Annotated in this window: 18 protein-coding genes; 6 read left to right on the forward strand and 12 right to left on the reverse strand. The window is 73.6% G+C overall.

The window, feature by feature from the left end:
- Positions 1–418 precede the first annotated feature (418 nt).
- The 8 genes from BL253_RS23700 to BL253_RS23735 all read right to left on the reverse strand — a co-directional run bounded on the left by BL253_RS23700 (position 419) and on the right by BL253_RS23735 (position 9949).
- Positions 419–1804 carry an FAD-binding protein gene (locus BL253_RS23700; protein WP_076819317.1) on the reverse strand — a complete coding sequence of 462 codons (1386 nt, stop codon included), beginning with the start codon at positions 1802–1804 and terminating at the stop codon, positions 419–421.
- 102 nt (positions 1805–1906) lie between these two features.
- Positions 1907–4507, reverse strand: a complete 2601-nt coding sequence (locus BL253_RS23705; protein WP_076819318.1) for an FtsX-like permease family protein — start codon at positions 4505–4507, stop codon at positions 1907–1909.
- The gene (locus BL253_RS23710) at positions 4504–5370 is read right to left on the reverse strand and encodes an ABC transporter ATP-binding protein (protein WP_241835049.1); all 867 of its coding nucleotides are present in this window, start codon (positions 5368–5370) and stop codon (positions 4504–4506) included. The genes BL253_RS23705 and BL253_RS23710 overlap by 4 nt, the downstream gene beginning before the upstream one ends.
- 161 nt (positions 5371–5531) lie before the next feature.
- On the reverse strand, positions 5532–6431 hold the full coding sequence (locus tag BL253_RS23715) for an SDR family NAD(P)-dependent oxidoreductase (RefSeq protein ID WP_241835050.1): 900 nt from the start codon (positions 6429–6431) through the stop codon (positions 5532–5534).
- Between the two features lie 74 nt (positions 6432–6505).
- Positions 6506–7186, reverse strand: coding sequence for a 2'-5' RNA ligase family protein (locus tag BL253_RS23720; RefSeq protein WP_081438611.1), 681 nt, complete (start codon positions 7184–7186; stop codon positions 6506–6508).
- Positions 7161–8111, reverse strand: coding sequence for an SDR family NAD(P)-dependent oxidoreductase (locus BL253_RS23725; RefSeq protein WP_076819319.1), 951 nt, complete (start codon positions 8109–8111; stop codon positions 7161–7163). The genes BL253_RS23720 and BL253_RS23725 overlap by 26 nt, the downstream gene beginning before the upstream one ends.
- Positions 8112–8472: 361 nt before the next feature.
- Complete coding sequence (locus BL253_RS23730; RefSeq protein ID WP_076819355.1) at positions 8473–8961, reverse strand: VOC family protein; 489 nt, start codon at positions 8959–8961, stop codon at positions 8473–8475.
- 148 nt (positions 8962–9109) lie between these two features.
- Positions 9110–9949 (reverse strand): phosphonatase-like hydrolase, encoded by an 840-nt coding sequence (locus BL253_RS23735; RefSeq protein ID WP_241835051.1) that lies wholly within the window; start codon positions 9947–9949, stop codon positions 9110–9112.
- A gap of 112 nt (positions 9950–10061) precedes the next feature.
- Between BL253_RS23735 and BL253_RS23740 the strand changes: the two genes are divergently transcribed.
- Complete coding sequence (locus BL253_RS23740) at positions 10062–11246, forward strand: FAD-dependent oxidoreductase (protein ID WP_076819320.1); 1185 nt, start codon at positions 10062–10064, stop codon at positions 11244–11246.
- A 43-nt stretch (positions 11247–11289) separates the two neighbouring features.
- On the opposite strand, the gene recQ is transcribed toward BL253_RS23740, so the two are convergent.
- Positions 11290–13212 (reverse strand): DNA helicase RecQ, encoded by a 1923-nt coding sequence (gene recQ, locus BL253_RS23745; RefSeq protein ID WP_081438612.1) that lies wholly within the window; start codon positions 13210–13212, stop codon positions 11290–11292.
- A gap of 162 nt (positions 13213–13374) precedes the next feature.
- The gene (locus BL253_RS23750) at positions 13375–14445 is read right to left on the reverse strand and encodes an aquaporin (protein WP_076819358.1); all 1071 of its coding nucleotides are present in this window, start codon (positions 14443–14445) and stop codon (positions 13375–13377) included.
- A 570-nt stretch (positions 14446–15015) separates the two neighbouring features.
- Here BL253_RS23750 and BL253_RS23755 point away from each other — a divergent pair.
- The 3 genes from BL253_RS23755 (at position 15016) to BL253_RS23765 (ending at position 19306) form a co-directional block, all read left to right on the forward strand.
- On the forward strand, positions 15016–16866 hold the full coding sequence (locus BL253_RS23755) for an NAD(P)/FAD-dependent oxidoreductase (RefSeq protein ID WP_476644121.1): 1851 nt from the start codon (positions 15016–15018) through the stop codon (positions 16864–16866).
- Positions 16863–18368: an ATP-binding protein gene (locus tag BL253_RS23760; protein ID WP_241835052.1), complete on the forward strand. Its 1506-nt coding sequence runs from the start codon at positions 16863–16865 to the stop codon at positions 18366–18368. Before BL253_RS23755 ends, BL253_RS23760 begins: the two co-directional genes overlap by 4 nt.
- A gap of 110 nt (positions 18369–18478) precedes the next feature.
- A complete protein-coding gene (locus tag BL253_RS23765) occupies positions 18479–19306 on the forward strand; it encodes an alpha/beta fold hydrolase (protein WP_076819321.1) in 828 nt (275 codons plus the stop codon).
- A 60-nt stretch (positions 19307–19366) separates the two neighbouring features.
- Here the strand turns inward: BL253_RS23765 and BL253_RS23770 are convergent, their stop codons facing one another.
- Positions 19367–19828: a nitroreductase family deazaflavin-dependent oxidoreductase gene (locus BL253_RS23770; RefSeq protein WP_076819322.1), complete on the reverse strand. Its 462-nt coding sequence runs from the start codon at positions 19826–19828 to the stop codon at positions 19367–19369.
- 67 nt (positions 19829–19895) lie between these two features.
- Positions 19896–21242 (reverse strand): aminotransferase-like domain-containing protein, encoded by a 1347-nt coding sequence (locus tag BL253_RS23775; protein ID WP_076819323.1) that lies wholly within the window; start codon positions 21240–21242, stop codon positions 19896–19898.
- 267 nt (positions 21243–21509) lie between these two features.
- On the opposite strand from BL253_RS23775, the gene BL253_RS23780 reads away from it, so the two are divergent.
- Together BL253_RS23780 and hydA are read left to right on the forward strand one after the other, a co-directional pair.
- Positions 21510–22349, forward strand: a complete 840-nt coding sequence (locus BL253_RS23780; RefSeq protein ID WP_076819324.1) for a nitrilase-related carbon-nitrogen hydrolase — start codon at positions 21510–21512, stop codon at positions 22347–22349.
- Between the two features lie 16 nt (positions 22350–22365).
- Positions 22366–23778, forward strand: a complete 1413-nt coding sequence (gene hydA, locus BL253_RS23785) for a dihydropyrimidinase (protein ID WP_076819325.1) — start codon at positions 22366–22368, stop codon at positions 23776–23778.
- Positions 23779–23823 lie beyond the last annotated feature (45 nt).

The following is a 23823-nucleotide window of genomic DNA, read 5'->3' on the forward strand; positions in this document are numbered from 1 at the left end:
ATATATGAGACGCTGGCCGGGCTCGCGGGCGCGGGGCGGTCCGGCAATGAGATCAAGCGTGGCAGGCGATGTTCCGTACGACCGATTGGAACGATACAGACGATAGCAATGTGGCGCTTGCGACGTAGCGGTCGAACCGGATTCGCCGAATACTGCGGAACGTGGCCGGATAAGTTGCCGACGGGCATAATCGTGGCTCCGTTGGACATGAGTGGTGGTGCTGTCGCCGACGGGCGTCTTCTGCATGTGGTCGGCCACTCGAAGTCATGCGGACGAGCGTCCGATGTGGTCAACCGGATGCCATCACATCAACGGCGCCGTTGATCGCCCGAATGGGCGATCAGGCGGTTTCCCCGAGGCAAGCCCCATTGGTGCCATCACCGCCGGACTCCCGGGGCGGGCCGCCGGGGCCGCGCCGTCAGCCGAGCCGCGGGTAGGGGTCAAGGTAGGCGTCGAGGAAGTCGTTGCGGAAGACGCCGGACGGATCATAACGGGTCGCCAGCCGGGCGAAGTCCGCCATCCGGGGGTACCCGGCCCGCACCTGCCCGGGATCCATCGCGAAGACCTTCCCCCAGTGCGGACGGGGGTCGAACGGGGCGAGTGCTCGCTCGACGGCGGCGACCGCGCGGGCAACGGCGGACTCGTCGGGTAGCCAGGTGAAGTGCAGCGCGAGAGCGTCGCGGCGGTAGGCGGGGCTCAGCCAGAGACCGTCCGCGGCGACCGTGCGCAGCTCGCCGATCTGGAGCGCGCCGCGGATGTCGCCGCTGACCTTGTAGACGGCCTCGATAGCCGCGGCGGCGCGGTCGCGGGGAACGAAGTACTCGGACTGGAGCTCGTCGCCGGCGCTCGGGGTGAAGCCCAGGCGGAAGTGGGGCAACCGCTCGAACCAGGGCCCGGGGGCGCCGAGCTGCTGGGTCGTGTGCACCGGGTCGACCCCGGGGATCGGGTGCAGCGGGCGCGTGGCCGGCCGGGCGCCGCACAGCTCCGCCGGCGCCGGCGCGGCTGTGCCCGCGCCGCCTTCGCGGTCTTCGCGGTCTTCGCGGTCTTCGCGGTCTTCGCCAGCCTCACGGCCTTCGCCGAGACGCCGCTTGAGCCACACCTGCGAGCCGGCGTCCGGGTCCCAGGTGGTGAACACGCTGACGCTGTAGGCCGCGCCGAGGATCTCGTCGACGCCCGCCAGCAGGCTCCCGCGCGTCAGGCCCTCGTAGACGTGCTGGCTGACCTGGAACGTCGGGACGACCTCCAGGGTCAGCGCGACGACGACGCCGAGCGCGCCCAGGGCGACCACGTGGCCGTCGAAGTCCTCGTCGACGCCCCGCCTCACGGTCACGAGCTCTCCCGACGAGGTGACCAGGTCGAGAGCGACGACGGAGGTCGCCAGGTTGCCGTTGCGCTCGCCCGAGCCGTGCGTCGCCGTCGCGCACGCCCCGGCGATCGAGATGTGCGGCAGCGACCCGAGGTTGCGCAGCGCCCAGCCCGCCGCGTCGAGCTCCCGGCCCAGGTCGCCGTAGCGGGTGCCGGCGCTCACCGTCACCTCCCGCGCGGCGGGGTCGAGGCGGACGAGGCGTGGCAACCCGGCGGTCGAGATCAGCGTGCCGTCCGTGTCGGCGATCCGGTTGAACGAGTGCCGGGTGCCGAGCGGGCGCACCGCGCCGCCGCCGGTCACGGCCCGCGCGAGCTCGGCGACCGACGTCGGGGTGACGACGCGGGCCGCCGCGAACGTCACGTTCTCCGCCCAGTTGCGCTCCGAGGTGCGCCCGCCGTCGTCCCCGCGGTCATCCCTGTCGTCGCCGCCGCCCTTCACGCCGCCGTTCCTCCGTCCGTCCGCCCTCGTCGCCCTTTCCGCCGAACCAGGCGACGAGTGTCGCACCCATCGCTGCTGGTCTTCTCGTGGGGACGGTCCCGGTCACTCCTGGACGGCGGCCAGGTCGGCGGGGTCGCGGCGCAGCAGCAGGGACGCGGGGATGACGCTGGCCAGCAGGGCGATGGCGAGGCAGGTCGCGGCGATCGCGCCGAGCGGGCCCCAGGGAATGACGATCGGCACGGACGGCGCGAGATCCGCCAGGCCGTACTGGGCGCCCCAGGCGGTGATCCCGGTGACCGCGGCGGCCAGCGCCGCGCCGACGCCGGTCACCACGACAGCCTCGGTACCGACGACGGCCAGCACCTGCCGGCGGGTCGCGCCGGCCAGGCGGACGGTGGCGAACTCGCGGGTCCGGTCCCGGGTGGCCATGACCAGCGTGTTCGCGATCGCGATCGCGGTGTAGACGAGCGCCATGCCGAGCACCACCACCGACGCCTGCCGGTTGGCCCTGGCCTGCTCCGCGTTCGCCGCGGACAGGTACTCGTCGGTGCCGACCGTCTTCCCGACGCCACCGGTGGCCGTCGCCACGGCGGCGGCGACGCCGGCCCGGTCGGCCGCCGACCGCGCCGCCTCCGGCGTGAGGCGCAGGTAGACGACCGTCGCGAGCGCCGGCTCGTGCCCGGTGCGCAGCGCCGCCGGCAGCAGGAAGGTCTCGTCGAGGTCGAGCCGCCGGTCGAGCACGGCGACCACCCGTGGCCGCGCCGGCGTCGAGTCGGCGAGCCACAGCTCGGCCCGCTCGCCCAGCTTCCACCGGCTGCCGGCCGGCACGGCGACCGTGTCGGTGCCGGTGAGGTCGGCCAGCCGGCCGGCGGTCACCGGGATGTCGAGCATGCCGGCGAGATCCGCGCCGGTGGCGTAGCGGGCGGCCCAGGGCTCGAGATCCTCGTCGTCGCGGACGTAGACGGAGGCGTCGCCGACGGGCACGGCGGCCCGCACGCCGGGGACAGCGCGCAGCGCCTGGACGGCGGCGTCGGGCAGGCCGGCGCCGACGGCCGGCACGACCAGCGCGTCCGCGGTGATCTGGTCGCGGGCGGCGCTGTCGGTCGCCGCCTGCAGCGTGCCGAAGCCGGTGAGCGTCGCGCCGGCGATGCCGAGCGTCACCAGGATCGGCGCCGCCGTCGCCGCCGTGCGCCGGACGGCGCCGCGGGCGCCATGGCGGGCGAGCAGCCCGACCGCCCCCGGCGAGGCGGCCAGCGGCGCGGTGAGCAGCCACGCCAGCGGCGGGATGATCAGTGGCGCGAACAGCGCGAACCCCACGATCAGCAGCATCGCGGCGACGATGATCAATGCCACGGCGCTCGCCGAGGGGCTCACCATCAACACCGCGATGAGCGGAACGGAGCCGCCGAACGCGAGCAGGCCGATGACGGTGCGGCCCACGGTCATCGCCCGCCGGTCCACCGCCGCCTCCCGCAGCGCCTCGACCGGCCGGATTCGGCCGGCGCGCCACGCCGCCGCCCAGGCGCCCCCCAGCGCGACCAGCAGGCCCGTGCCGAACGCCGGGGTCACCGCCCAGAAGACGAAATGGGCCGTGAAGTCGCTGGGCGCGAACCCGGTACGGACCAGTACCTCGGCGAACGCCGGGGCGAGCAGCGTGCCCAGCAGCACGCCCGAGAGGGAGGCCAGCAGGCCGACCGCGAGCGCCTCGCCGAGCACGAGCCGGAACACCTGACGCGGCGTGGCTCCGGCGGCGCGCAGCAGGCCGAACTCGCGCCGGCGGGCCGCGACGGCGTAGGCGAACGTCCCGGCGACGACGAAGACCGACACGAAGCCGCCGAGGCCGGTGGTGGTGCCGAGCAGGGCGATCGCGACCGTGCGGCGCTCGCCGTCCGGGTCGGGTTCGCCGGCCCGGCGGCTGTTGCCGGTGAGCACCCTGACGGAGCCGTCGTCGGCGCGCGCGTCGTGGATGACGGCCCGCGCCGCCGCCGCGAGCGCCGCCGCGTCGCGCGGCCGCGCGGGGTCGCCGGCCGCGCCGCCGGTGCTGGTGCTGGTGCCGGCGCCGGTCGTGGCCGGACGGACCGCCAGCGCCACCGCCGTGACCCGGCCGTCCGCCAGCTCCATGGCGACGGGATCAGTCGCGTAGAACGCCCCCGGCGCGTCGGTGCGCAGCACCCCGCTCACCGTGAACACGCGAGTGCCATGCGCGGTCGCCACGGTGACGCGGTCGCCGGGGCGGTGGCCGGTGGGCGCGCTGAGCACGACGTCCCCGGCCGCCCGCGGCGCACCCCCCGCGACCCAGGAGTAGGGATGCAGGGCCGCGGCGGACCACGGGTGGACGGTGTCACCCGGCGCGCCGTCGGCGGCCGCGTAGCCGGCGACGTCGACGACCACCGCCGCCTCGCCGCCCAGGGCGGCCTGGAGCCGGTCGGCGAGCCCGGCCGGCAGCGCGCGGGTGCGGATCGTCCTGGTCGAGGACGTCTCCCGGTCCTCGCCGGAGCCGCTCGTGATGCTGACCTTGCCGGCGCCGGCGACGACGACGTCGGGCGCGGTGTACCAGCGCGGGGCGCGCCCCGAGCCGCCGACGGTGCTGACCAGCGTCAGCGTCATCGCCGCCAGCAGCGCGACACCGAGCGCCAGCGCGAGGAACGTCCCCAGCAGGCTGCTCATGCGGGCCCGGACGATGTGCCAGACGAGCCCGGTCATCTCAGCTTCTCCCCACCGGGCTCGAGGCCAACAGGCTCGTGACCATCGGGCTCGTGGCGATCGGCCTCGTGACGGTCGGGCTCGAGGCCCGCGAGCCGGGCGGCGACGGTGGCCGGGTCCGGGTCGAGCAGCTCGCCGGCGGCCCGGCCGTCGACGAGGAACGCGACCCGGTCGGCGTAGGAGGCGGCGACCGGGTCGTGGGTGACCATCACGATCGTCTGGCCGTCGACGTCGACCAGTTCGCGCAGCAGCGTCAGCACATCGCGGCCGGTCCGGGTGTCCAGCGCCCCGGTCGGCTCGTCGGCGAAGAGCACCGCCGGCCGGGTGACCAGCGCCCGCGCGATGGCGACCCGCTGCTGCTGGCCGCCGGACAGCTCGGCCGGCCGGTGCCGGCCGCGCCCGGCGAGCCCGACGGCGGCGAGCACGTCCCGCACCTCCCGCCGCCGCGGCCGGCGGCCGGCCAGCCGCAGCGGCAGCGCCACGTTCAGCTCGGCGGACAGCGCCGGAACGAGGTTGAACGACTGGAAGACGAAGCCGATCCGCTCCCGGCGCAGCATCGTCAGCTCGTTCTCGCTCAGCCGGCGCAGGTCCACCCCGTCGAGGAACACCTCGCCGGCACTCGGCCGGTCGAGCCCCGCCGCGCACTGCAGCAGCGTCGACTTGCCCGAGCCGGACGGCCCCATCACCGCGACGAACGTGCCCCGGTCGATGTCGAGGGTCACGCCGTCCAGGGCGGTCACGGCCGCCGCCCGCCGCCCGTAGACCTTGCGGACGTCGCGCAGCGCCACCGCGCTGCTGTCGGGGGCGCTCGGCGCGGGCAGGACCTCGTCGCCGCCCCGCGCCCTTTGCTCGAGCTTTTCCATGAGATCAGCTCACCAGCGCGGCGCCCTGGGCACACTGGTGCTGCGCCCCGAGCCCTGGTGGGGCTAGCCGGTGCCACCCGGAGGGGCGCGCCGCCCGCGGTGGCCGGTGGCTGATGGCCGATGGCGGGTGACGGGCCGGCGGTGGGCGGTGGGGTGGGCCGTCAGAGGTGGTAGCCGCCGTCGACGTCGAGCATGACGCCGGTGACGTAGGCGGCGCGTGGCGACGCGAGGAAGCAGACGGCCTCGGCGACGTCGGTCGCCGCGCCGAAGCGGCGCAGCGGGATGTTGCGGCGGGCGACGTCGAGCGCGCCGTCCGCGTAGGCGCCGGCGCTGATCAGCCGCTCGGCCATCCCGTCGGTCAGCATGCCTGGGCCGACGCAGTTCAGCCGCACCCCGAACCGGCCCTCCTCGGCCGCGAGGGCGCGCACCACCGACTCGACCGCCCCCTTCGGGCCGGCGGACAGGCCGTCGCGGACCGGGTAGCGGCGGGTCGCCGCCGTGGTGACCGCCACGACGCTGCCCCGGGCGGCCCGCAGCGCCGGCAGCGCCGGCTGGACGAGGTTGAAGAACGCCACCACCTCGCCCTCCACCTGGCGGCGGAACATGGCCGGGCTCACCGTCGACAGGTGCCGCTGCGGGACGTGCGGGCCGGAGGCGACCACCAGGGTGTGCACCGCGCCGAACCGGGCGGCGGCGTCGGCGACGAACGCGGCCGTCTCCGCCTCGTCCTCGAGCTCGAGCTGGCGGGCCTCGCCGCGGCGCCCGGCGGCCTCGACCGCCGCCGTGGTCGCCGCCGCCGCGTCGGCGTTGCGGTGGTAGGTGAGGACGACGTCGCTGCCGCGCTCGGCGAGCAGCCGGCAGACCGCCGCGCCGATCCCGCCGCTTCCGCCGGCGACGACCGCCACTCCGGGCAGGCGGGCGAAGTCCCGCCCCCCGCCCGCCGCCCCCACCGCCGGGGCGGCGAGGCCTGGCCGGGAGCCGGCGTCACCGTCGAGGACGACGGGCTCACCCGAGCCAGCGTCGAGAACGACGGGCTCACCCGCGTCGCCGTCGCCGCCCACCCGGCTACCGTGCCGCGACGCGCTCCGACATGCAACGGGTTCTAGTCCGGCGTCGGATCATCCGGGGCCGCGGGTCAGCGTGGCCGCCGCCGCGCGGGGAAGACGGCGAGGATCTCCGTTCCCGCCGCCGACATCACCTTGTCGGTCCTGACCAGCTCGACCGCCTCCAGGGAGAACGAGCCGAAGCGGTCCGCCCGACGCGCGCGGGCGACCTCCCGGGCCGCGGCGATGTCGGTCGACCGGAACCGGACGACGTTGCTGAACGCCAGGCCCGCCCCCATCGGTGGGCTTTCCCGGCCGGCCGGGTCCAGCCGGCGCAGGATCGACGCGCGCAGCGACGGAACCGCCCGTCCCGGGCGGGCGTACGCCTGGACATAGAGGGTGCTGCGCGCCACGGCCAGCCCGCACAGGTCGAACACGACCGGCGGGGCGGCCGCGACGCAGTCCGCCAGTGCCTGTTCGAGCCGCGCCATCCGAACGTCCGCGTGACGATCGAGATTGATGAGCGTCACGTGCAGGCTCGCCGCCGGGTAGAGGTGGTGGCCGCCGGCCTCGGCGGCCGGCCGCGCCGCCTCGCGCAGCCGGTCGCCCATCGTCTCCGGCACGCGGACGACGGTGGTCAGGAAGGCTCGGGGCCCCTCGTCGGCCCGCCAGGGAATGGCCGGCCCGCGGCGCAGCCGCCACGACTCGGCGGCACGCAGCGCGCCGAACCGTGCCCGCTGCGGGATATCACGCCCCGTCCGGGCGCCCGTCACTCTGCCCACCGAGGAAGCCAGACGGCGCGGGGGCGCCCTGGAGGGTCCAGCCGTCGCCCGCGCGGAGCCAGCCGCCGGAGGCGGCGGTGCCGCCGTCGACGCTGAGGGTGGTGCCCGTGATGTAGCTGGCACGGTCGGAGCAGAGGAAGACGGCGGCGTCGGCGACCTCGCTGGCGACGCCCTCCCGGCCGAGCGGGACGTAGCGCTCGATCCCGGGCAGGCGCTCGGGTGGAACGGGCGGCAGCTCGTCCGGGTCGACCGGGCCGCGCATGATGCCGCGCAGGCCGGCGGTCCCGGTCATGTCCGGGGCGATCGCGTTGATCCGGACGCCCTGCTCCGCGAGCTCCACGGCCATCGTCCGGGTGAAATTGATCATTCCGGCCTTGCAGGCGGCGTAGACGGCGTACATGGGCGCGGCTCGCATGCCCTCGATGCTGGTGATGTTGACGATCGAACCGCCGCCGCGGCCGTTGCCACCGGTGCCGGCTGGGCTGCCCGAGGCGGCGACGGTCTGGGCGATCAGCGGCGCGGCGGCCGACGTCGCCGCGAGCATGCTGACGAGGTTGATGTCGATGTGACGCCGCCAGCTGCGCTCGCTCTGGTCGAGGAACCGGGAGCCCTTCACCCCGCCGGCGTTGTTCACGAGGATGTCAAGCCGGCCGAACTCGGCGTGCGTGGCGGTGATCGCCTCGGCGAGCGCGGCGGTGTCCATCACGTTCGCCGGCAGCGGCAGCGCCCTCCCGCCGTCCTTCTCGATCAGCTCGGCGGTGGCGGTCGCCCTGGTCGGGTCGATCTCCACCAGGCCGACCAGCACCCCGGCCCTGGCCAGCCCGAGAGCGATCGCCTGCCCGAGGCCGGCGCCCGCGCCCGTGACCACCGCGGCCTTGCCCGTCAGCCCCAGCTCGAACCCACCCGTCACCGTCACAGCACCACTCCTCAACTCACGGTCGTCGCCGTGCCGCCCGCCTGCCCGTGACCTGCTCGCCCGTTCTCGGCCGGTCGGTTCTCGCCCGCGGCCGAGAACGCGGCTCGCACCCAGCGGGAGACTAGCCGCGGTCGGCCGCCCGAGGCGCGGCGTTCGTCCCACCGGCGGTGGCTCGACGCCGCGTCGGCCGGCCGGCGAGCGGCAGATTCGGCGGGGTGCGCCGGGCGAACGATCGCCGCCTGCACCGCCGCGCTGGCGGCGTGCAGCCAGGCCGGCTGGCCCTCGGCGCGCCGCCATCGAGATCCGAGGTATCCGGTGTCCGGGTGGGCGCGGCGCGCCGAGGAGCGGGTCGGCGGCGCCGTCAGCCGGCGGCCGGGGTCTCGTCCGCGGCCCGGCGCAGCTCGGCGATGTCGAGCCGGCTCATCCTCAGCATCGCCTGGGTGGCCCGGTGCGCCCGCCGCGGGTCAGGGTCGCCGAGCAGCTCGTACAACGCGGTGGGAACGACCTGCCAGGAGACGCCGAAGCGGTCCTTCAGCCAGCCACACTGGCTCTCCTCGCCGCCGCCCGCGATCAGCCCGTACCAGTAGTGGTCGACCTCCTCCTGCGACCCGCAGGAGATCATGAAAGAGATCGCCTCGGTGAACGGGAACTGCGGCCCGCCGTTGAGCCCGACGTACTCCTGCCCGTCCAGCGAGAAGCCCACCGTCATCACGGCGCCCTCGGTACCCGGCGTGTCCGGCCCGTAGCGCGACACGTCCAGGATCTTCGAGTTCGGGAACAGGGAGACGTAGAACTCGGCGGCCTGCTCGGCCTGGCCGTCGAACCACAGGCACGGCGTCGTCTTCGGCATGGTGGCAACCTCCCAGGTCGTCGGCGGTGAGATGCCCCCCGTCGACGGGCGCCGCCGACTTCCGGCGGCCGTCCAGGGAATGACCGCCTCCACGCGCCGAACTCATCGGTCCCGTCGGCGAAGCCGACGGCGGGGTGGCCGAGACGGCTCAGCAGGTGGGGCCGGTGACGAGGGCGGGGATGTCGGCGACGCTGGCGAGCAGGTGGGTGTGGCGGACCGCGCCGAGCACGGACGCGCCGACCTGGCCGGTCAGCACCCCCACGACGATGCCGGCGCCCGCGTTCGTCCCGGCCCGCAGGTCACGGACGGTGTCGCCGGCGACGAGCACCCGGGCCACGGCGGTGGCACCCGTCAGCTCCATCGCCCGGAAGATCATGTAAGGAGCGGGCCGACCGGCCGGGACGTCGTCCGCGCACACGACCGCGTCGAGCAGGCCGCCATCCCAGCCGAGGGAGGCGAGCAGCGGGCCGACGACCGACCGGTCGAAGCCGGTGGTCAGCGCGATCCGGATGCCGCGGGCCCGCAGCGTGCCGAACGCCTCGACCACGCCGGGTATGGGCATGGGCGGCCGCGCCTGGTAGGCGGCCTCGAGCCGGTCTCGGAAGTCAAGGAAGATCTGCTCGACCTCCGCCGCGTCGATGCCCGCCGGGTCCTCGCCGGCACGGGCCGGGGCGCTGGCCAGCAGCGCGCGGATCGCGGCCCGCTTGTCGGCGCCCATCCAGCGCTCGATGTCGTCGTCGCCCGGGGTGGCGCCGGCGGCCTCGACGGCTCGCCGCAGCGCCTGGTACACGGCGCCGTGCTCCTCGACGGTGGTGCCGGCGATGTCGAACACCGCCAGGTCGACGCGCGGGCGGTTCGCGTCCCCGGCGGCGGTGCTGGTCGTGCCAGCGGCGGTGACGGTGACGGTGGGGTCTGGCGCGGTGGCGGCGGGGTCCGGCGCGAGCGGCGCGAGCACGGATGTGGGGGAGTCGGCGGAGTCAGCGGCCACAGGTTCACCTTCCCAGGACGAGGTTGGTCGACGGATGGGCACAACATGAACAGGCAGCCAACTCCTCTCCCTGCCGTTGACCAGCTGTTTCGCCCGCCGAAATGCTCGACCCATGCGGTTTGCTCGCGAGCGGTTCGACGTGGTCGTGGTGGGCGCGGGGATCATCGGGCTGGCCCACGCGGCCGAAGGGGTGCGGCGCGGGTTGCGGGTGGCCGTCGTCGAGCGGGACGAGTTCGCGCGCGGGGCGTCCGTGCGCAACTTCGGCCACGGCTGCGTGAGCGGCCAGGCGGGCGTCGCGCTGGGCTACGCGCGGGTGGCGCGTGAGCGCTGGCTCGAGCTCGGCCGGCTCGCCGGTTTCTTCGCCGAGCCCACCGGCTCGGTGGTGGTCGCCCGCTCCGAGGAGGAGCTCGCCGTGCTGGGCGAGTTCGCCGCCGCGGGACCGGATCCTGTCGAGCTCCTCGACGCGGACGGGGTGCGTGCCCGGGTGCCGTCGCGCGCGCCGACGCTGCTCGGTGGTGCCTGGCTGCCCCTGGACGTCCGGGTGAACCCGCGCGAGGCCGTCGGGGCGCTGGCCCGTTGGCTCGCCGGCCAGGGTGTGACGTTCCTCTGGCGGACCGCCGCGACCGGCGTCGAGGAGGGCCTGCTGCGCACCAGCCGCGGTGACCTCGCCGCGCCCGCGATCGTGCTGGCCACCGGCCACGACCTCGACTGGCTGCTCCCGGACCTCGCCGAGGAGGCCGGCCTGCGCCGCTGCGCGCTCCAGATGCTCCGAGTCAGCGCCCCCGCCGGCGGCGGCGAGGGCGCCGGCACCGGGAGTGGCGGCGAGGGGGGAAACAGCACGGGTGGCGCGCGTTTCCGCCCCGGCGTGCTGACCGGGCTGTCGATGCTGCGTTACGCCGCCTTCGAGGGCTGTCCGTCCCTGCCGGCGCTGCGTGCCCGCTTCGAGGCCGAGCGGCCCGACCTGCTCGCCGTCGACATGAACCTGATGTTCACCCAGCTCCCGGACGGCGATCTGATCATCGGCGACACCCACGAGCGCGCCGTCACGCATCACCCGTTCCAGGCCGAACGGGTCGACGACCTGGTACTGGCCGAGACCGCCGAGCTGCTCGGCGTGCCGGTGGCCGAGCTCGTGGTCCGCGAGCGCTGGCGCGGCTACTACGCGAGCGCCCCCGACCGCGAGTTCCTGATCTCGACGCCGTGCCCTGGCGTGCGGGTCGTCGTCGTCACGACCGGCATAGGAATGACGACGTCGCACGGTCTCGCGGCCGAGGTCCTCGCGGACCTCGTTCCGTGAACGGTCGCTGAAGGCCTTCGCCCGGCTCCCGGCTGTTTCCGGGTCAGGCGGCCAGGGCGTCGAGAACCTGCTGGCCGTACTTGGCGAGCTTGTTCTCGCCGACGCCGCTGATGGTGGCCAGCTCCGCGAGCGTGGACGGGGCCCGGCTCGCGATCTCGCGCAGGGTGGCGTCATGGAAGATGACGTAGGCCGGGACGCTCTGTTCCTTGGCGGTGGCGCCGCGCCAGGCGCGTAGCCGCTCGAAGACGGCGGCGGCCTCGGCCGACAGGTCCACGACCGCGACGGCGCGCTTGGCCTTGCCGTCCGCCGATCCGGCGCCGCGGGAGCCGGCGGTCTTCGCGGGGCGTTCCGGGTCGCGGCGCATCGGGACCTTGCGTGTCCCGCGCAGCACGTCGGCACTCGCGTCGGTGAGCACGAGAGTGCCGTGCTCACCCTCGACGGTGAGCAGCCCCTGCGCCAGCAGCTGGCGGACGACACCGCGCCACTGCGACTCGTTCAGCTCGGCGCCGACGCCGAAGACGGTCAGCGTCTGGTGCTCGTGCTGAGTCACCTTCGGGGTGGTGCGGCCGAGCAGGATGTCGGTGACGTGGCCGGCGCCGAACTTCTGCCGGCGTTCCTTGGCCAGCCGCAGCACCGTGGAGAGCAGCTTCTGCGCGGCGACCGTTCCGTCCCAGGTCTCGGGCTTGTTCAGGCAGGTGTCGCAGTTGCCGCAGGAGCCGGCGCGCTCCTGGCCGAAGTAGGCGAGCAGGCCGGTACGACGRCACTCGACCGTCTCGCACAGCGACAGCATCGCGTCCAGGTGGACGCCCTGGCGACGCCGGTGCGCCGCGTCGCCGTCCGATGAATTGATCATCTTGCGGAGCTGGACGACGTCCTGCAGGCCGTAGGCGAGCCAGGCCGTGGACGGCAGGCCGTCGCGGCCGGCGCGGCCGGTCTCCTGGTAGTAGCCCTCGACCGACTTCGGCAGGTCCAGGTGGGCGACGAAGCGCACGTCCGGCTTGTCGATGCCCATGCCGAAGGCGATGGTCGCGACCATGACCAGGCCGTCCTCGCGCAGGAACCGCGCCTGGTTCCTGGCCCGGACCCGTGCGTCCAGGCCCGCGTGGTACGGCAGCGCGGCGATCCCGTTCGTGACCAGGAAGTCGGCGGTCTGTTCGACGGACGCCCGTGACAGGCAGTAGACAATGCCCGCGTCGCCGGCGTGCTCCGAGCGCAGCAGATCGAGCAGCTGCTTCTTCGGCTCCTTCTTCGGGACGATGCGGTAGGAGATGTTCGGCCGGTCGAAGTCGGCGACGAAGTGGCGGGCGTTCTCCAGGCCGAGCCGGCCGGTGATCTCCTGGTGCGTCGCCGGGGTCGCGGTCGCGGTGAGCGCGACCCGCGGCACGTCCGGCCAGCGCTCGTGCAGCGCCGACAGCGCGAGATAGTCGGGCCGGAAGTCGTGACCCCACTGCGCGACGCAGTGCGCCTCGTCGATCGCGAAGAGCGCGATCCTGCCCCGGTCGAGCAGGTCCATCGTCGACGGCAGCCGCAGCCGCTCGGGCGCCAGGTAGAGCATGTCCAGCTCGCCGGCCAGGTAGAGCGCCTCGACCGTCCTGCGCTGGTCGGGGTCCTGGGTGGAGTTGATGAAGTCGGCCCGCGCGCCGAGCGCCCGCAGCGCGTCGACCTGGTCCTGCATGAGGGCGATCAGCGGCGAGATCACGATTCCGGTGCCGGGCCGGACGAGCGCTGGGATCTGGTAGCAGAGGCTCTTCCCCGCGCCCGTCGGCATCAGCACGAGCGCGTCGCCGCCGCCGATGACGTGCTCGATGATGTCCTGCTGCTCGCCGCGGAACGACTCGTACCCGAACACCCGCCGCAGCACCTGCCGGGCGGCGCTCACCGGCTCGGCGGCGTCCACCGGTCCCGGCGGGGGTGGGCTCGGCGCCTGGACGGAGGCGCCCGCGGTCTCGGTCACAGGCAAGGTCACCCGGCTACTGTAGGAGCCCCCTGCGACATCGTCGCCCGCGCCGTCCTCTCTGTGGACAAGCCGGGCGTGGGCCGTCGACCGCGGCGTGAGTACCTCTCAAGGCGTGACCGGGCTCCGGAGACCGGTGCCCGGCCACGCGGGCCAGTGCCTGGCCTGGCGTCCCTAGCGTCCCCCGGCCCGATCCGTGCTGGCCCGATCCATGCTGGCCCGATCCGTGCCGGCGCGGTCGGCGCGGGGCTGGCGTGCGTCGCTCCTGGGCTGGTCGTCCGGATAGGGATCCGGGGAAGCCCCGTTGGAGCGCGCCGTCGACCCGGCGGGCTCGCGCCGCCCGTCCGGCCGGCTCGGGGCACCGACGGGCATCCGGAGCAGGTCCTCCAGCGACAGCCGCACGCCCTCAAGCCGGGCGGCCTCCTGCGCGAGCCGGAGCGCGGACTCCTCCGGCAGGGCGCGGAACGCCGTCGAGGCGCGGACCTGCGGCCCGGCCCGCAACGCGAGGTGCACGGCCGCCGCGAGCAGCGCCCCGACGATCGGCGCGACGATGAACAGCCACAGCTGGCTGAGCGCCCAGCCGCCGGCGAACACCGCCGGGCCCAGGCTGCGGGCGGGGTTGATCGACGCGTTGTCGACCGGGATCGCGACCAGGTTGCCGACGGCGAGCACGAAGCCGATCGCGATGCCGGCGAAACCGGGCGGCGCCTGGATGTGGGTCGCCCCGAGCACGGTGAACACGAGCAGGCCGGTGAGGACCAGCTCCGCGAGGAACGCCCCGCCGAGGCCGAAGCCGATCGGCGAGTGCGTGCCGTACCCGTTCGCGCCCAGGCCCTGCGCCCCCGCCGAGTAGCCGAACGGCCCGGAGTCGGCGATCAGCCAGACCGTCGCCGCGGCGAGGATCGCGCCGAGGCACTGCGCGACGATGTAGGCGCCGGCGAGCTTGGGCGCGATCTTGCGCGCCACGCACAGGCCGACCGTCACCGCCGGGTTCACATGGCAGCCGGAGACCGGGCCGATCACATAGACGAGTACGACCAGGGTGAGGCCGAAGGCGAGCGCGACCCCGAGCGCTCCCATGAAGCCGCCCGCCAGCACGGCCGTCCCGACGCCGCCGAGGACCAGGAAGAACGAGCCGATCCCCTCCGCGACGCAGGGCCTCAACCACGTTTGTACGGCCTGGTCTGGTTTCGCCTGCCTGCCCGTCGCCGTCGCCGTCGCCGTCGTCCGCGCGATCGCGCTCACATCCATTCGCCCCCTTCGTCCCGCCGTATCCGGGTCGCAACGCTGCGCTACCGACTGAGTTCCTGGCCGAGGTACCCGGACGTGGGCGGACAACCCCGTTCCGCCAATCGCACGGCTGGACCGCGGATATCGGGCCCGGCGCGCACGGCCGACGCGGGGCGCGATCCGGCCGGACGACGCGGCGAGCCAGGACCCGGCCGGAGGGTCGCGGGATGCGCACAGCCGGGTCGCCCGGCCGCTGAATACCTATGCTTGAGGCGCCGGGTTGTTTTCCGCCGGTCCGGGAGCAGTGAGCTGGGGCGTCCCCCCGGAGCCTCTGCCTCCGGCGGCCGGCCCGAGCAGGGAGTCGACCGTGACCAGCGTCCCGCGAGTGCCAGGCAGTCCCAACCTTCCAGGCCCCTCAGGATCTCCATACATGTCTTCCGGTTCTGTGCCTTCCGGTTCTGTGCCTTCCGGTCCCGTGCCTTCCGGTCCCGTGCTCAGCGACGCCGCCGCCGGCCGGGCGGTTCGCGGCCAGGCGCGCTCGGCCGCGGCCACCGGCCTCGACCAGCTTCGCCAGGGGCGCCGATCGTGACCGAGACCACCTCCATCGCCGAGCGGCGGCCGGCCACGGCCGGCGCCCCCCAGCCGGCGCCGGGCGCCGCGAGCCGGCCGGCGATCCTGACCGTCGACGACGACCCGAGCGTCTCCCGCGCGGTCGCCCGTGACCTGCGCCGCCGCTACGGCGAGCAGTGCCGGATCGTGCGGGCGGAGTCCGGCCCGCAGGCGCTCGACACGCTGCGGGAGATGAAGCTGCGCGGTGACCACGTCGCCGTGCTGGTCGCCGACTACCGGATGCCCCAGCTCGACGGCATCCAGTTCCTCGAGCAGGCGATGGACCTCTACCCCGAAGCCAAGCGGGTGCTGCTGACCGCCTACGCGGACACCAACGCCGCGATCGAGGCCATCAACGTCGTCGATCTCGACTACTACCTGCTCAAGCCGTGGAACCCGCCGGAGGAGAAGCTCTACCCGGTCATCGACGCRCTGCTGGACTCCTGGAACCGTTCGGAGCGGCGGCCGGTGCTGGAGACCCGGGTCGTCGGCGACCGGTGGTCCTCCCGGTCCTACGAGGTCCGAGAGTTCCTCGCCCGTAACCAGGTGCCCTACCGGTGGTACCTCGCGGACGAGCCGGAGGGCCGCCGCCTGCTCGCCGCCGCGACCGCGAACACCGACGTCCCCGCGAGTACCGACGTCCCCGCGAACATCGACATCCTCGCGGGCTCCGACGCCCTCGATGACATCGACGCGCTCGGGAGCGGGCACCCGAACGGCGCGGCGCCGGCGAGTGGCCGCACGCTCGCGCTGCCGGTGGTCGTGACACCAGGCGGGACGGCGCTCCTCAACCCGACAGACGCCCAGATCGCCGCCGAGGTCGGACTGAGCACCACCCCGTGCGAGGACTTCTACGACGTCATCATCATCGGCGGCGGGCCGGCCGGGCTCGGCTCGGCGGTGTACGCGGCGTCCGAGGGCCTCAAGACCGTGCTCATCGAGCGCACGGCCACCGGCGGGCAGGCCGGGCAGAGCTCGCGGATCGAGAACTATTTGGGCTTCCCCGACGGCGTGTCCGGCGCGCAGCTCACCGACCGGGCGCGCCGCCAGGCCGTCAAGTTCCAGGCAGAGGTGATCACGGCCCGAGAGGTCGTCGGGCTGCGGACGGCGGGCAACACCCGCATGGTCCGCTTCGCCGACGGCGGGGAGGTCGGCGCGCACACCGTCGTCCTGGCCACCGGCGTCGCCTACCGTCAGCTGCCGGCATCCGGGCTCGAGCGGCTGACCGGCCGCGGGGTGTTCTACGGCTCCGCGCTCACGGAGGCGGCCGGCTGCGCCGGCGAGGACGTCTACATCGTCGGCGGGGCGAACTCGGCCGGGCAGGCGGCGGTCTACCTCGCGCGGCATGCCCGGTCGGTGACGATGCTCGTGCGGGGCCGGTCCCTGCAGGCCTCGATGTCGCACTACCTGGTCGAGCAGATCGCCGGGATCGCGAACATCACCGTGCGCAACTGCATGGAGGTGATCGGCGGCGAGGGCGACGAGCACCTGGGCACCCTCACGCTTCGCGACAGCGCGACGGGCGCGACCGAGACGGTCCCGGCCAGCCGGCTGTTCGTCTTCATCGGCGCCGAGCCGCGCACCGACTGGCTCGACGGCACCGTCGAGCGCGACCGGCACGGCTTCGTCGTCACCGGTCCGGATCTCGTCGTAGACGGGCGGCGCCCGCGCGGCTGGACGCTCGACCGGGACCCATATCACCTGGAAACCAGCCTGCCGGGGGTGTTCGTGGCCGGAGACGCACGGTCGGAGTCAGTGAAACGAGTCGCCTCGGCGGTGGGCGAGGGCGCGATGGCCATCGCGCTCGTGYACCGGTACCTCGCATGAGCGCGGACGCGGCTCCCCAGGGCACCACGCCCCGGGGCGTCCTGCCCCAGGGCACGTCGGTCGCTGGCAGCCTGCCCTGCAGCGCGGAGGAGCTGCGGACGCTGTTCCTGTTCGAGAAGCTCACCGACGACCAGCTCACCTGGCTGTGCGAGCGGGGCCGGGTCATCGAGGCCGAGTCGGGAATGGTGATCGTCGAGGGCGAGCCGGCGGAGCTGTTCCTCGTGCTGCTTGACGGCGAGGTCTCCGTCATCAAGCGAGTCCAGGGCGTGGACGTCGAGATCAGCCGGACCGACCACCGGGGCGTCTACGGCGGCGCCTGGAACGCGTACCTGGGCGAGCGGGTCCCGCAGACCTACCCGCAGTCCCTGCGGGCGGTCCGGGCGTCGCGGTTCTTCGTGCTCGACGCCGACCAGTTCTCGTTCCTCATGCGCGACTGGTTCCCGATGGCGGTGCACCTGCTGGAGGGCCTGTTCTTCGGGCTGCGCAACGTGCAGGAGACGGTCGGGCAGCGCGAACGGCTGCTCGCCCTCGGCGCGCTGTCGGCGGGCCTGACGCACGAGCTCAACAACCCGGCGGCCGCCGCCGTGCGGGCGACGGCGGCCCTGCGCGAGCGGGTCGCCGGAATGCGGCACAAGCTCAGCCTCATCGCCGACGGCCTCTACGACAAGGCGGTGCTGAGCACCCTCATCCGGCTGCAGGAGGAGGCGGCGGAACGGGTCGCCAAGGCGCCGACGCTGTCGCCGCTGGAGGCGAGCGACCGCGAGGACGAGCTGGGCGACTGGTTCGACGAGCACGGCGTCGAGTCCGGCTGGGACGTGGCGCCGGTGTTCGTGCAGGCGGGCATCGACATCGGCTGGCTCGACCAGGTCACCGAGCTGGTGGGTGGTGAGTACCTGGGCAGCGCCGTGCGCTGGCTCGGCTACACCGTCGAGACCGAGCTGCTCATGAACGAGATCGAGGACTCGACGACCCGGGTGTCCACGCTCGTGGGCGCGGCCAAGCAGTACTCCCAGCTCGACCGGGCCCCGTTCCAGACCGTCGACATCCACGACCTGCTCAAGAGCACGCTCGTGATGCTCGGGCGCAAGATCGGGGACGGCGTCCAGGTCGTGAAGGACTTCGACCGGACGCTGGCACCGATCGCGGTCTACGCCGCCGAGCTGAACCAGGTCTGGACGAACCTGATCGACAACGCCGTCTCGGCGATGGGCGGCACCGGCACGCTCACGCTGCGCACCTGGGGCGACGGCGAGTCGATCACCGTCGAGATCGGCGACACCGGCCCCGGTATCCCGGCCGACATCGTCACCCGCATCTTCGAGCCCTTCTTCACCACGAAGCCCGTCGGCGAGGGCACCGGCCTCGGGCTGGACATCTCCTGGCGGATCGTCGTCAACAAGCACCACGGCGACCTGCGCGTCGTCAGCTCGCGGCCCGGCGACACCCGTTTCCAGGTCACCCTCCCGCGCGCCCAGCCGGAACCCCTCGGCCCCCCGGTCTGAGAGGGATGGGCCGGGCGGGGGTTGCCGCCTGAGACGGAGCGGGCAGATACCTCGACGTCGCCAGTGAGGCGTGCCCGGCCGATCTCCACGCAATCCCGGGGAGGAAGATCATGCCCTTCATCACGACCAGCGACGGCGCCGAGATCTTCTACAAGGACTGGGGCGCGCCCTCGGCGCGGCCGGTGGTCTTCAGCCACGGCTGGCCGCTGAACGCGGACGCCTGGGACTCCCAGCTGATGGCCGTCGCCGACGCCGGGTTCCGCGCGATCGCGCACGACCGGCGCGGGCACGGCAGGTCCACCCAGACCTGGACCGGCAACGACATGGACACCTACGCCGACGACCTGGCCGAACTGGTGACAGCGCTCGACCTGCACGACGCCGTGCACGTCGGCCACTCCACCGGCGGCGGCGAGGTCGCCCGCTACCTTGGCCGGCACGGGACCTTCCGGGTGGCGAAGGCGGTCCTGCTCGGGGCCGTCCCGCCGCTGATGCTGAAGACCGAGGCCAACCCGGAGGGCCTGCCCATCGACGCCTTCGACGGCATCCGGGCTGGCGTGCTCGCGGATCGGTCGCAGTTCTATCGAGACCTCGCCACGCCCTTCTACGGCTTCAACCGGCCGGGCGCGGCCGTGTCCCAGGGCGTCATCGACGCGTTCTGGCTGATGAGCATGCAGGCGGGCCTCAAGGCGGCGTACGACTGCGTCAAGCAGTTCTCCGAGACCGACTTCACCGACGATCTGGCGAAGTTCGACATCCCGACGCTGGTCGCGCACGGCGACGACGACCAGATCGTCCCGATCGTCGCCTCGGCGTACCGGACCGCGAAGCTCGTCAAGGACGCGACGCTCAAGGTCTACCCTGGCGCGCCGCACGGCCTGTGCGGCGACCACAGCGACGAGTTCTCCAAGGATCTGGTCGCCTTCATCAGGAGCTGACGGATCCGTGCCTGCGGTCGCGAACCAGGGTGTTCCCGGTTCGCGGCCGCGGCGCGCCGGTCAGGAGGCGCGGGTGAGGATGACGACGGGGATGTCCCGGTCGGTGCGCTCCTGGTAGCCGGTGTACGGCGGCCAGACCTCGACCATCTTCGGCCAGAGCCGGGCCTTCTCCTCGGGGGTCGCGGTGCGCGCGGTCGCCTTGAACGTGTCCGCCTTCACCTGCAGCTCGACCTCGGGGTTGTCGACCAGGTTGCGGTACCAGAGCGGATCTGCCGGCGCACCACCCTTCGACGCGACGATCAGGTAGTCGTCGCCGTCCTGGCCGTAGATCAGCGCGGTGCGCCGGGGCTGGCCGGACCGCCGGCCGATCGTCGTCAGCAGCAGCGTCGGCACGCCCTCGGCCAGCTTCCCGTCCGGGCCGTACCAGAGGTGCCCCTCCTCGCCGCCGCTGTCCAGATACGCGCGCGTGTGGTCCGCGACCCACTTGTTCGGGCTGTCCGTCGGTGTCGTCGACTCGCTCATGACCCCATCCTCCCCGGGATCCCCGCCTCAAACGGTGATCGCCCGGCCCGTTGTGGTGGGGCGCGCGTCAGCCGTGGGCGGCCTCGGCCAGGAGGGCGGCCACGTCGTCGATGCGGTCGTCGGGGATGAGGCCCACGGTGACGCGCAGGTGGGCGGCGCCCAGGGGCGCGGCCTCGAAGGGGGTGCCGGGGGCGGCGCCGATGCCACGGGCGGCGAGCGACACGAGCGCGACCTGCTCGTCGGCGACGTCCATCCACAGGTTGATGCCGTCGCCGGCCTGGGCACGCACGCCGCGGGCCGCCAGCGCGGCCGTCATCCGCTCGCGCCGGCCCGCGTAGACCTCGCGGGCACGGGCCAGCGTCCGCTCGGTCTCGTCGTCGTCGAGGAGCTCGGCGAGCACGGCCTGCAGCAGGCGGCTCGACCAGCCGGGTCCCAGCATCCGGCGGCTGACCAGCCCGTTCACCACCGACTCGACCCCGCCGACGGCCGCGAGCCGCAGGTCGGGACCGTGGCTCTTGGAGAAGCTGCGGATGTGCACGGTCGCCTCCGGCAGGTACGTCCCGAGGCTGAGCGGCGCCGCGGCGGCCACGTCGCCGACGTGGTCGTCCTCGACGACCGTCACCCCGCGCCCCGCGAGCAACGCCGCCAGCGCCCTGGCGCGCCGGGGCGTCATGCTCACGCCGGCCGGGTTGTGCGCGCGCGGCTGCAGGTAGAGCGCCACCGGCTCGGCGCCGGCCGGGGTGGCGGCGGACAGCGCCGCGCGCAGGGCGTCCGGCCGGATGCCCTCGTCGTCGAGCGGCAGCGCGACCACCTCGGCGCCGACGGCCTCGAACAGGTCCAGCAGCGGGGGGAAGCACGGGTTCTCGACCAGCACCCGGCTGCCGAAGCCGACCAGCACGCCGGTCACCCGGTCCAGCGCGTCGAGCGCGCCGTCGACGACGGTCAGCGCGGCGGGCGGGAACGGCCAGCGGACGCGCAGCGCCTTCTCCAGGGCGGGCAGCACCGGGTCGTCCAGGTAGCTGGCGGTCAGGTTGCCGCCGCGGGCCACCCGGGCGAGCACCGGGGCGAGGTCGGGCAGCAGCGCCACGTCCGGGGTACCGGTCGAGTAGTCGTGCGGGAGGCGGCCGGGGCTGCGGGTGATCCGGCGGTAGCGGCGCGGGTCCGCGCTCGCGGGGGGACCGGCCAGCACGAACGTCCCGGCGCGGCCGCGCGGCGAGATCACGCCGGCGCGGGCGAGGGTGCGCCATGCCTGGCTCACGGTGGTGGGACTGATGCCGAGCTCGGTGGCGAGCTCGCGGACGGTGGGCAGCCGGGTGCCGGCCGGCAGGGCACCCGACATGACCAGGCGACTGACGGCGCCCGCGATGCCGCGCGCGGAGCGGTCGTCGATCGTCGAGACGATCACGTCGATCATGCCGCCGCTCCTTGCTGGTAGTCGACCCTGCTGGTAGTAGACCTGCTCGCAACAGAGCCTGTAACAAGAAGAAACAAATCGAGAATTGTCCGGGCAAGAGTGTGACAGTAGTCTGCGAGCACCACAAACGCCCGCCGGCCGGTGGACTGGCGCGGTGGCGGGTTCGGTGGTCCTGTCGGACGAGGGCCGCGCCGCCCGCCGCGGCGGCGCAGGACGACCGCCCGCCCGACGGGTGGCGCGGCGCGGCGCGGGAGGAGAGCGAAGGCGATGGGCAGGGTTATCCGTGCGGCGCTCGTCCAGGCGAAATGGACGGGCGACAAGGAATCCATGATCAAGGCGCACGAGGAGTACGCCCGGTCGGCGGCCGAGCAGGGCGCCAAGGTCATGTGCTTCCAGGAGCTGTTCTACGGCCCGTACTTCTGCCAGGTGCAGGACCCGGAGTACTACGCGTACGCCGAGTCGGTGCCCGGCCCGACCGTCGAACGCTTCCAGGCGCTGGCCGCGGAGCTCGGCATGGTGCTGGTGCTGCCGGTCTACGAGCAGGAGCAGCCGGGCGTCCTCTACAACACTGCGGCGGTCCTCGACGCCGACGGGAAGTACCTCGGCAAGTACCGCAAGACCCACATTCCGCACGTGCAGGGCTTCTGGGAGAAGTTCTACTTCCGCCCGGGAAACCTGGGCTACCCGGTGTTCGACACCGCGGTCGGCCGGGTCGGCGTCTACATCTGCTACGACCGGCACTTCCCGGAGGGCTGGCGCGCGCTCGGGCTGAACGGCGCCGAGCTGGTGTTCAACCCGTCGGCGACCTCGCGCGGCCTGTCGAACTACCTCTGGAAGCTGGAGCAGCCGGCCGCCGCCGTCGCGAACGAGTACTTCATCGGCGCGATCAACCGGGTCGGCGTCGAGGACCTCGGCGACGACGACTTCTACGGCACGTCCTACTTCGTCGACCCGGAGGGCAAGTTCGTCGACGGTACGGGCGACGCGCACGAGCCGGAGCTGATGGTCCGCGACCTCGACCTGGACCTCCTGACCGAGGTACGCAACCGCTGGGCCTTCTACCGCGACCGCCGCCCCGACCAGTACGGCGACCTGACCGCCCCCTGACGCCCGAGGAGCCTCGATGACGACGCTGATCACCGGCGGGACCGTTGTCGGTCCGCTCGGCGCGACGCCGACGGACGTCCTGATCGACGGCGAGACCATCGCCGCTCTCTACGCCCCTGGCGTCGCGGCCGCGAGTGGTGTCACCGCCGACAAGGTCGTCGACGCCGCCGGGAAGTACGTCGTGCCTGGCGGGGTGGACGTCCACACCCACATGAAGCTGCCGTTCGGCGGCACGTTCGCGTCGGACGACTTCGAGTCGGGGACGAGGGCCGCCGCCTGGGGCGGCACGACCACGATCATCGACTTCGCCGTACAGCGCACCGGGGAGGTCGTCCAGGACGGGCTCGCCGCCTGGCACGCGCTGGCGGACGGCAACTGCGCGATCGACTACGGCTTCCACATGATCATGGGCGGGATCGACGACGAGGCGCTCAAGGCGATGGACTACCTCGTCGAGCACGAGGGGATCACCAGCTTCAAGCTGTTCATGGCCTATCCCGGCGTCTTCTACAGCGACGACGGCCAGATCCTGCGGGCGATGCAGAAGGCGTCCGACAACGGCGCGCTGATCATGATGCACGCGGAGAACGGYATCGCGATCGACGTGCTCGCCGCCCAGGCGGTCGCCCGCGGCGACACGGACCCGGTGTTCCACGGCATCACCCGCCCGTCGGCGCTGGAGGGCGAGGCCACGCACCGGGCGACCGTGCTCGCCCAGGTGGCCGGCAACACCCCGCTCTACTTCGTGCACATGTCGGCGTCCGAGGCGCTCGCGCACGTCTCGGCGGCCCGCGGCGCCGGGCGCAACGTGTTCGCGGAGACCTGCCCGCAGTACCTCTACCTGACCCTGGAGGACCAGCTCGGCGCCCCGGGCTTCGAGGGGGCCAAGTGGGTCGCCTCCCCGCCGCTGCGCCCGCGTGACGAGCCGCACCGCGACGACCTGTGGCGCGGGCTGCGGACCGACGACCTCGCGGTCGTCTCCACCGACCACTGCCCCTTCTGTTTCAAGGACCAGAAGGAGCTCGGCCGCGGCGACTTCACGAAGATCCCGAACGGGATCGGCACCGTGGAGCACCGGATGGACCTCGTCTACCAGGGCGTGGCCACCGGCAGGCTGTCGCTCGAGCGCTGGGTGGAGACCTGCTCGACGACRCCGGCCCGGATGTTCGGCCTCTACCCGAAGAAGGGCGTGATCGCCCCGGGGTCGGACGCGGACATCGTCCTCTACGACCCGAACGCGAAGACCATGATCGGCGCGGCGACCCACCACATGAACCTGGACCACTCGGCCTGGGAGGGCTTCGAGATCGCCGGCAAGGTCGACACCGTGTTCTCCCGGGGGACCGAGATCGTCGCCGGCGGTGCCTTCCACGGCCGCGCCGGCCACGGTCAGTACCTGCGTCGCGGCCTGACCCAGTACCTGCGTTGACGCATCCCGCCATCGGGTGGCGCGTCACCGGACCTACCAGATCGC

Source organism: Pseudofrankia asymbiotica, assembly GCF_001983105.1.
In the GTDB taxonomy this organism is placed as follows: domain Bacteria; phylum Actinomycetota; class Actinomycetes; order Frankiales; family Frankiaceae; genus Pseudofrankia; species Pseudofrankia asymbiotica.

Bases quoted from the DNA above. Each gene is read 5' to 3' on its own strand.
- BL253_RS23775 (WP_076819323.1), bottom strand. From the start codon at position 21,242: ATGATCGACGTGATCGTCTCGACGATCGACGACCGCTCCGCGCGCGGC.
- BL253_RS23780 (WP_076819324.1), top strand. From the start codon at position 21,510: ATGGGCAGGGTTATCCGTGCGGCGCTCGTCCAGGCGAAATGGACGGGC.
- BL253_RS23710 (WP_241835049.1), bottom strand. From the start codon at position 5,370: ATGGAAAAGCTCGAGCAAAGGGCGCGGGGCGGCGACGAGGTCCTGCCC.
- BL253_RS23730 (WP_076819355.1), bottom strand. From the start codon at position 8,961: ATGCCGAAGACGACGCCGTGCCTGTGGTTCGACGGCCAGGCCGAGCAG.
- BL253_RS23740 (WP_076819320.1), top strand. From the start codon at position 10,062: ATGCGGTTTGCTCGCGAGCGGTTCGACGTGGTCGTGGTGGGCGCGGGG.
- BL253_RS23765 (WP_076819321.1), top strand. From the start codon at position 18,479: ATGCCCTTCATCACGACCAGCGACGGCGCCGAGATCTTCTACAAGGAC.
- BL253_RS23705 (WP_076819318.1), bottom strand. From the start codon at position 4,507: ATGACCGGGCTCGTCTGGCACATCGTCCGGGCCCGCATGAGCAGCCTG.
- BL253_RS23770 (WP_076819322.1), bottom strand. From the start codon at position 19,828: ATGAGCGAGTCGACGACACCGACGGACAGCCCGAACAAGTGGGTCGCG.
- BL253_RS23760 (WP_241835052.1), top strand. From the start codon at position 16,863: ATGAGCGCGGACGCGGCTCCCCAGGGCACCACGCCCCGGGGCGTCCTG.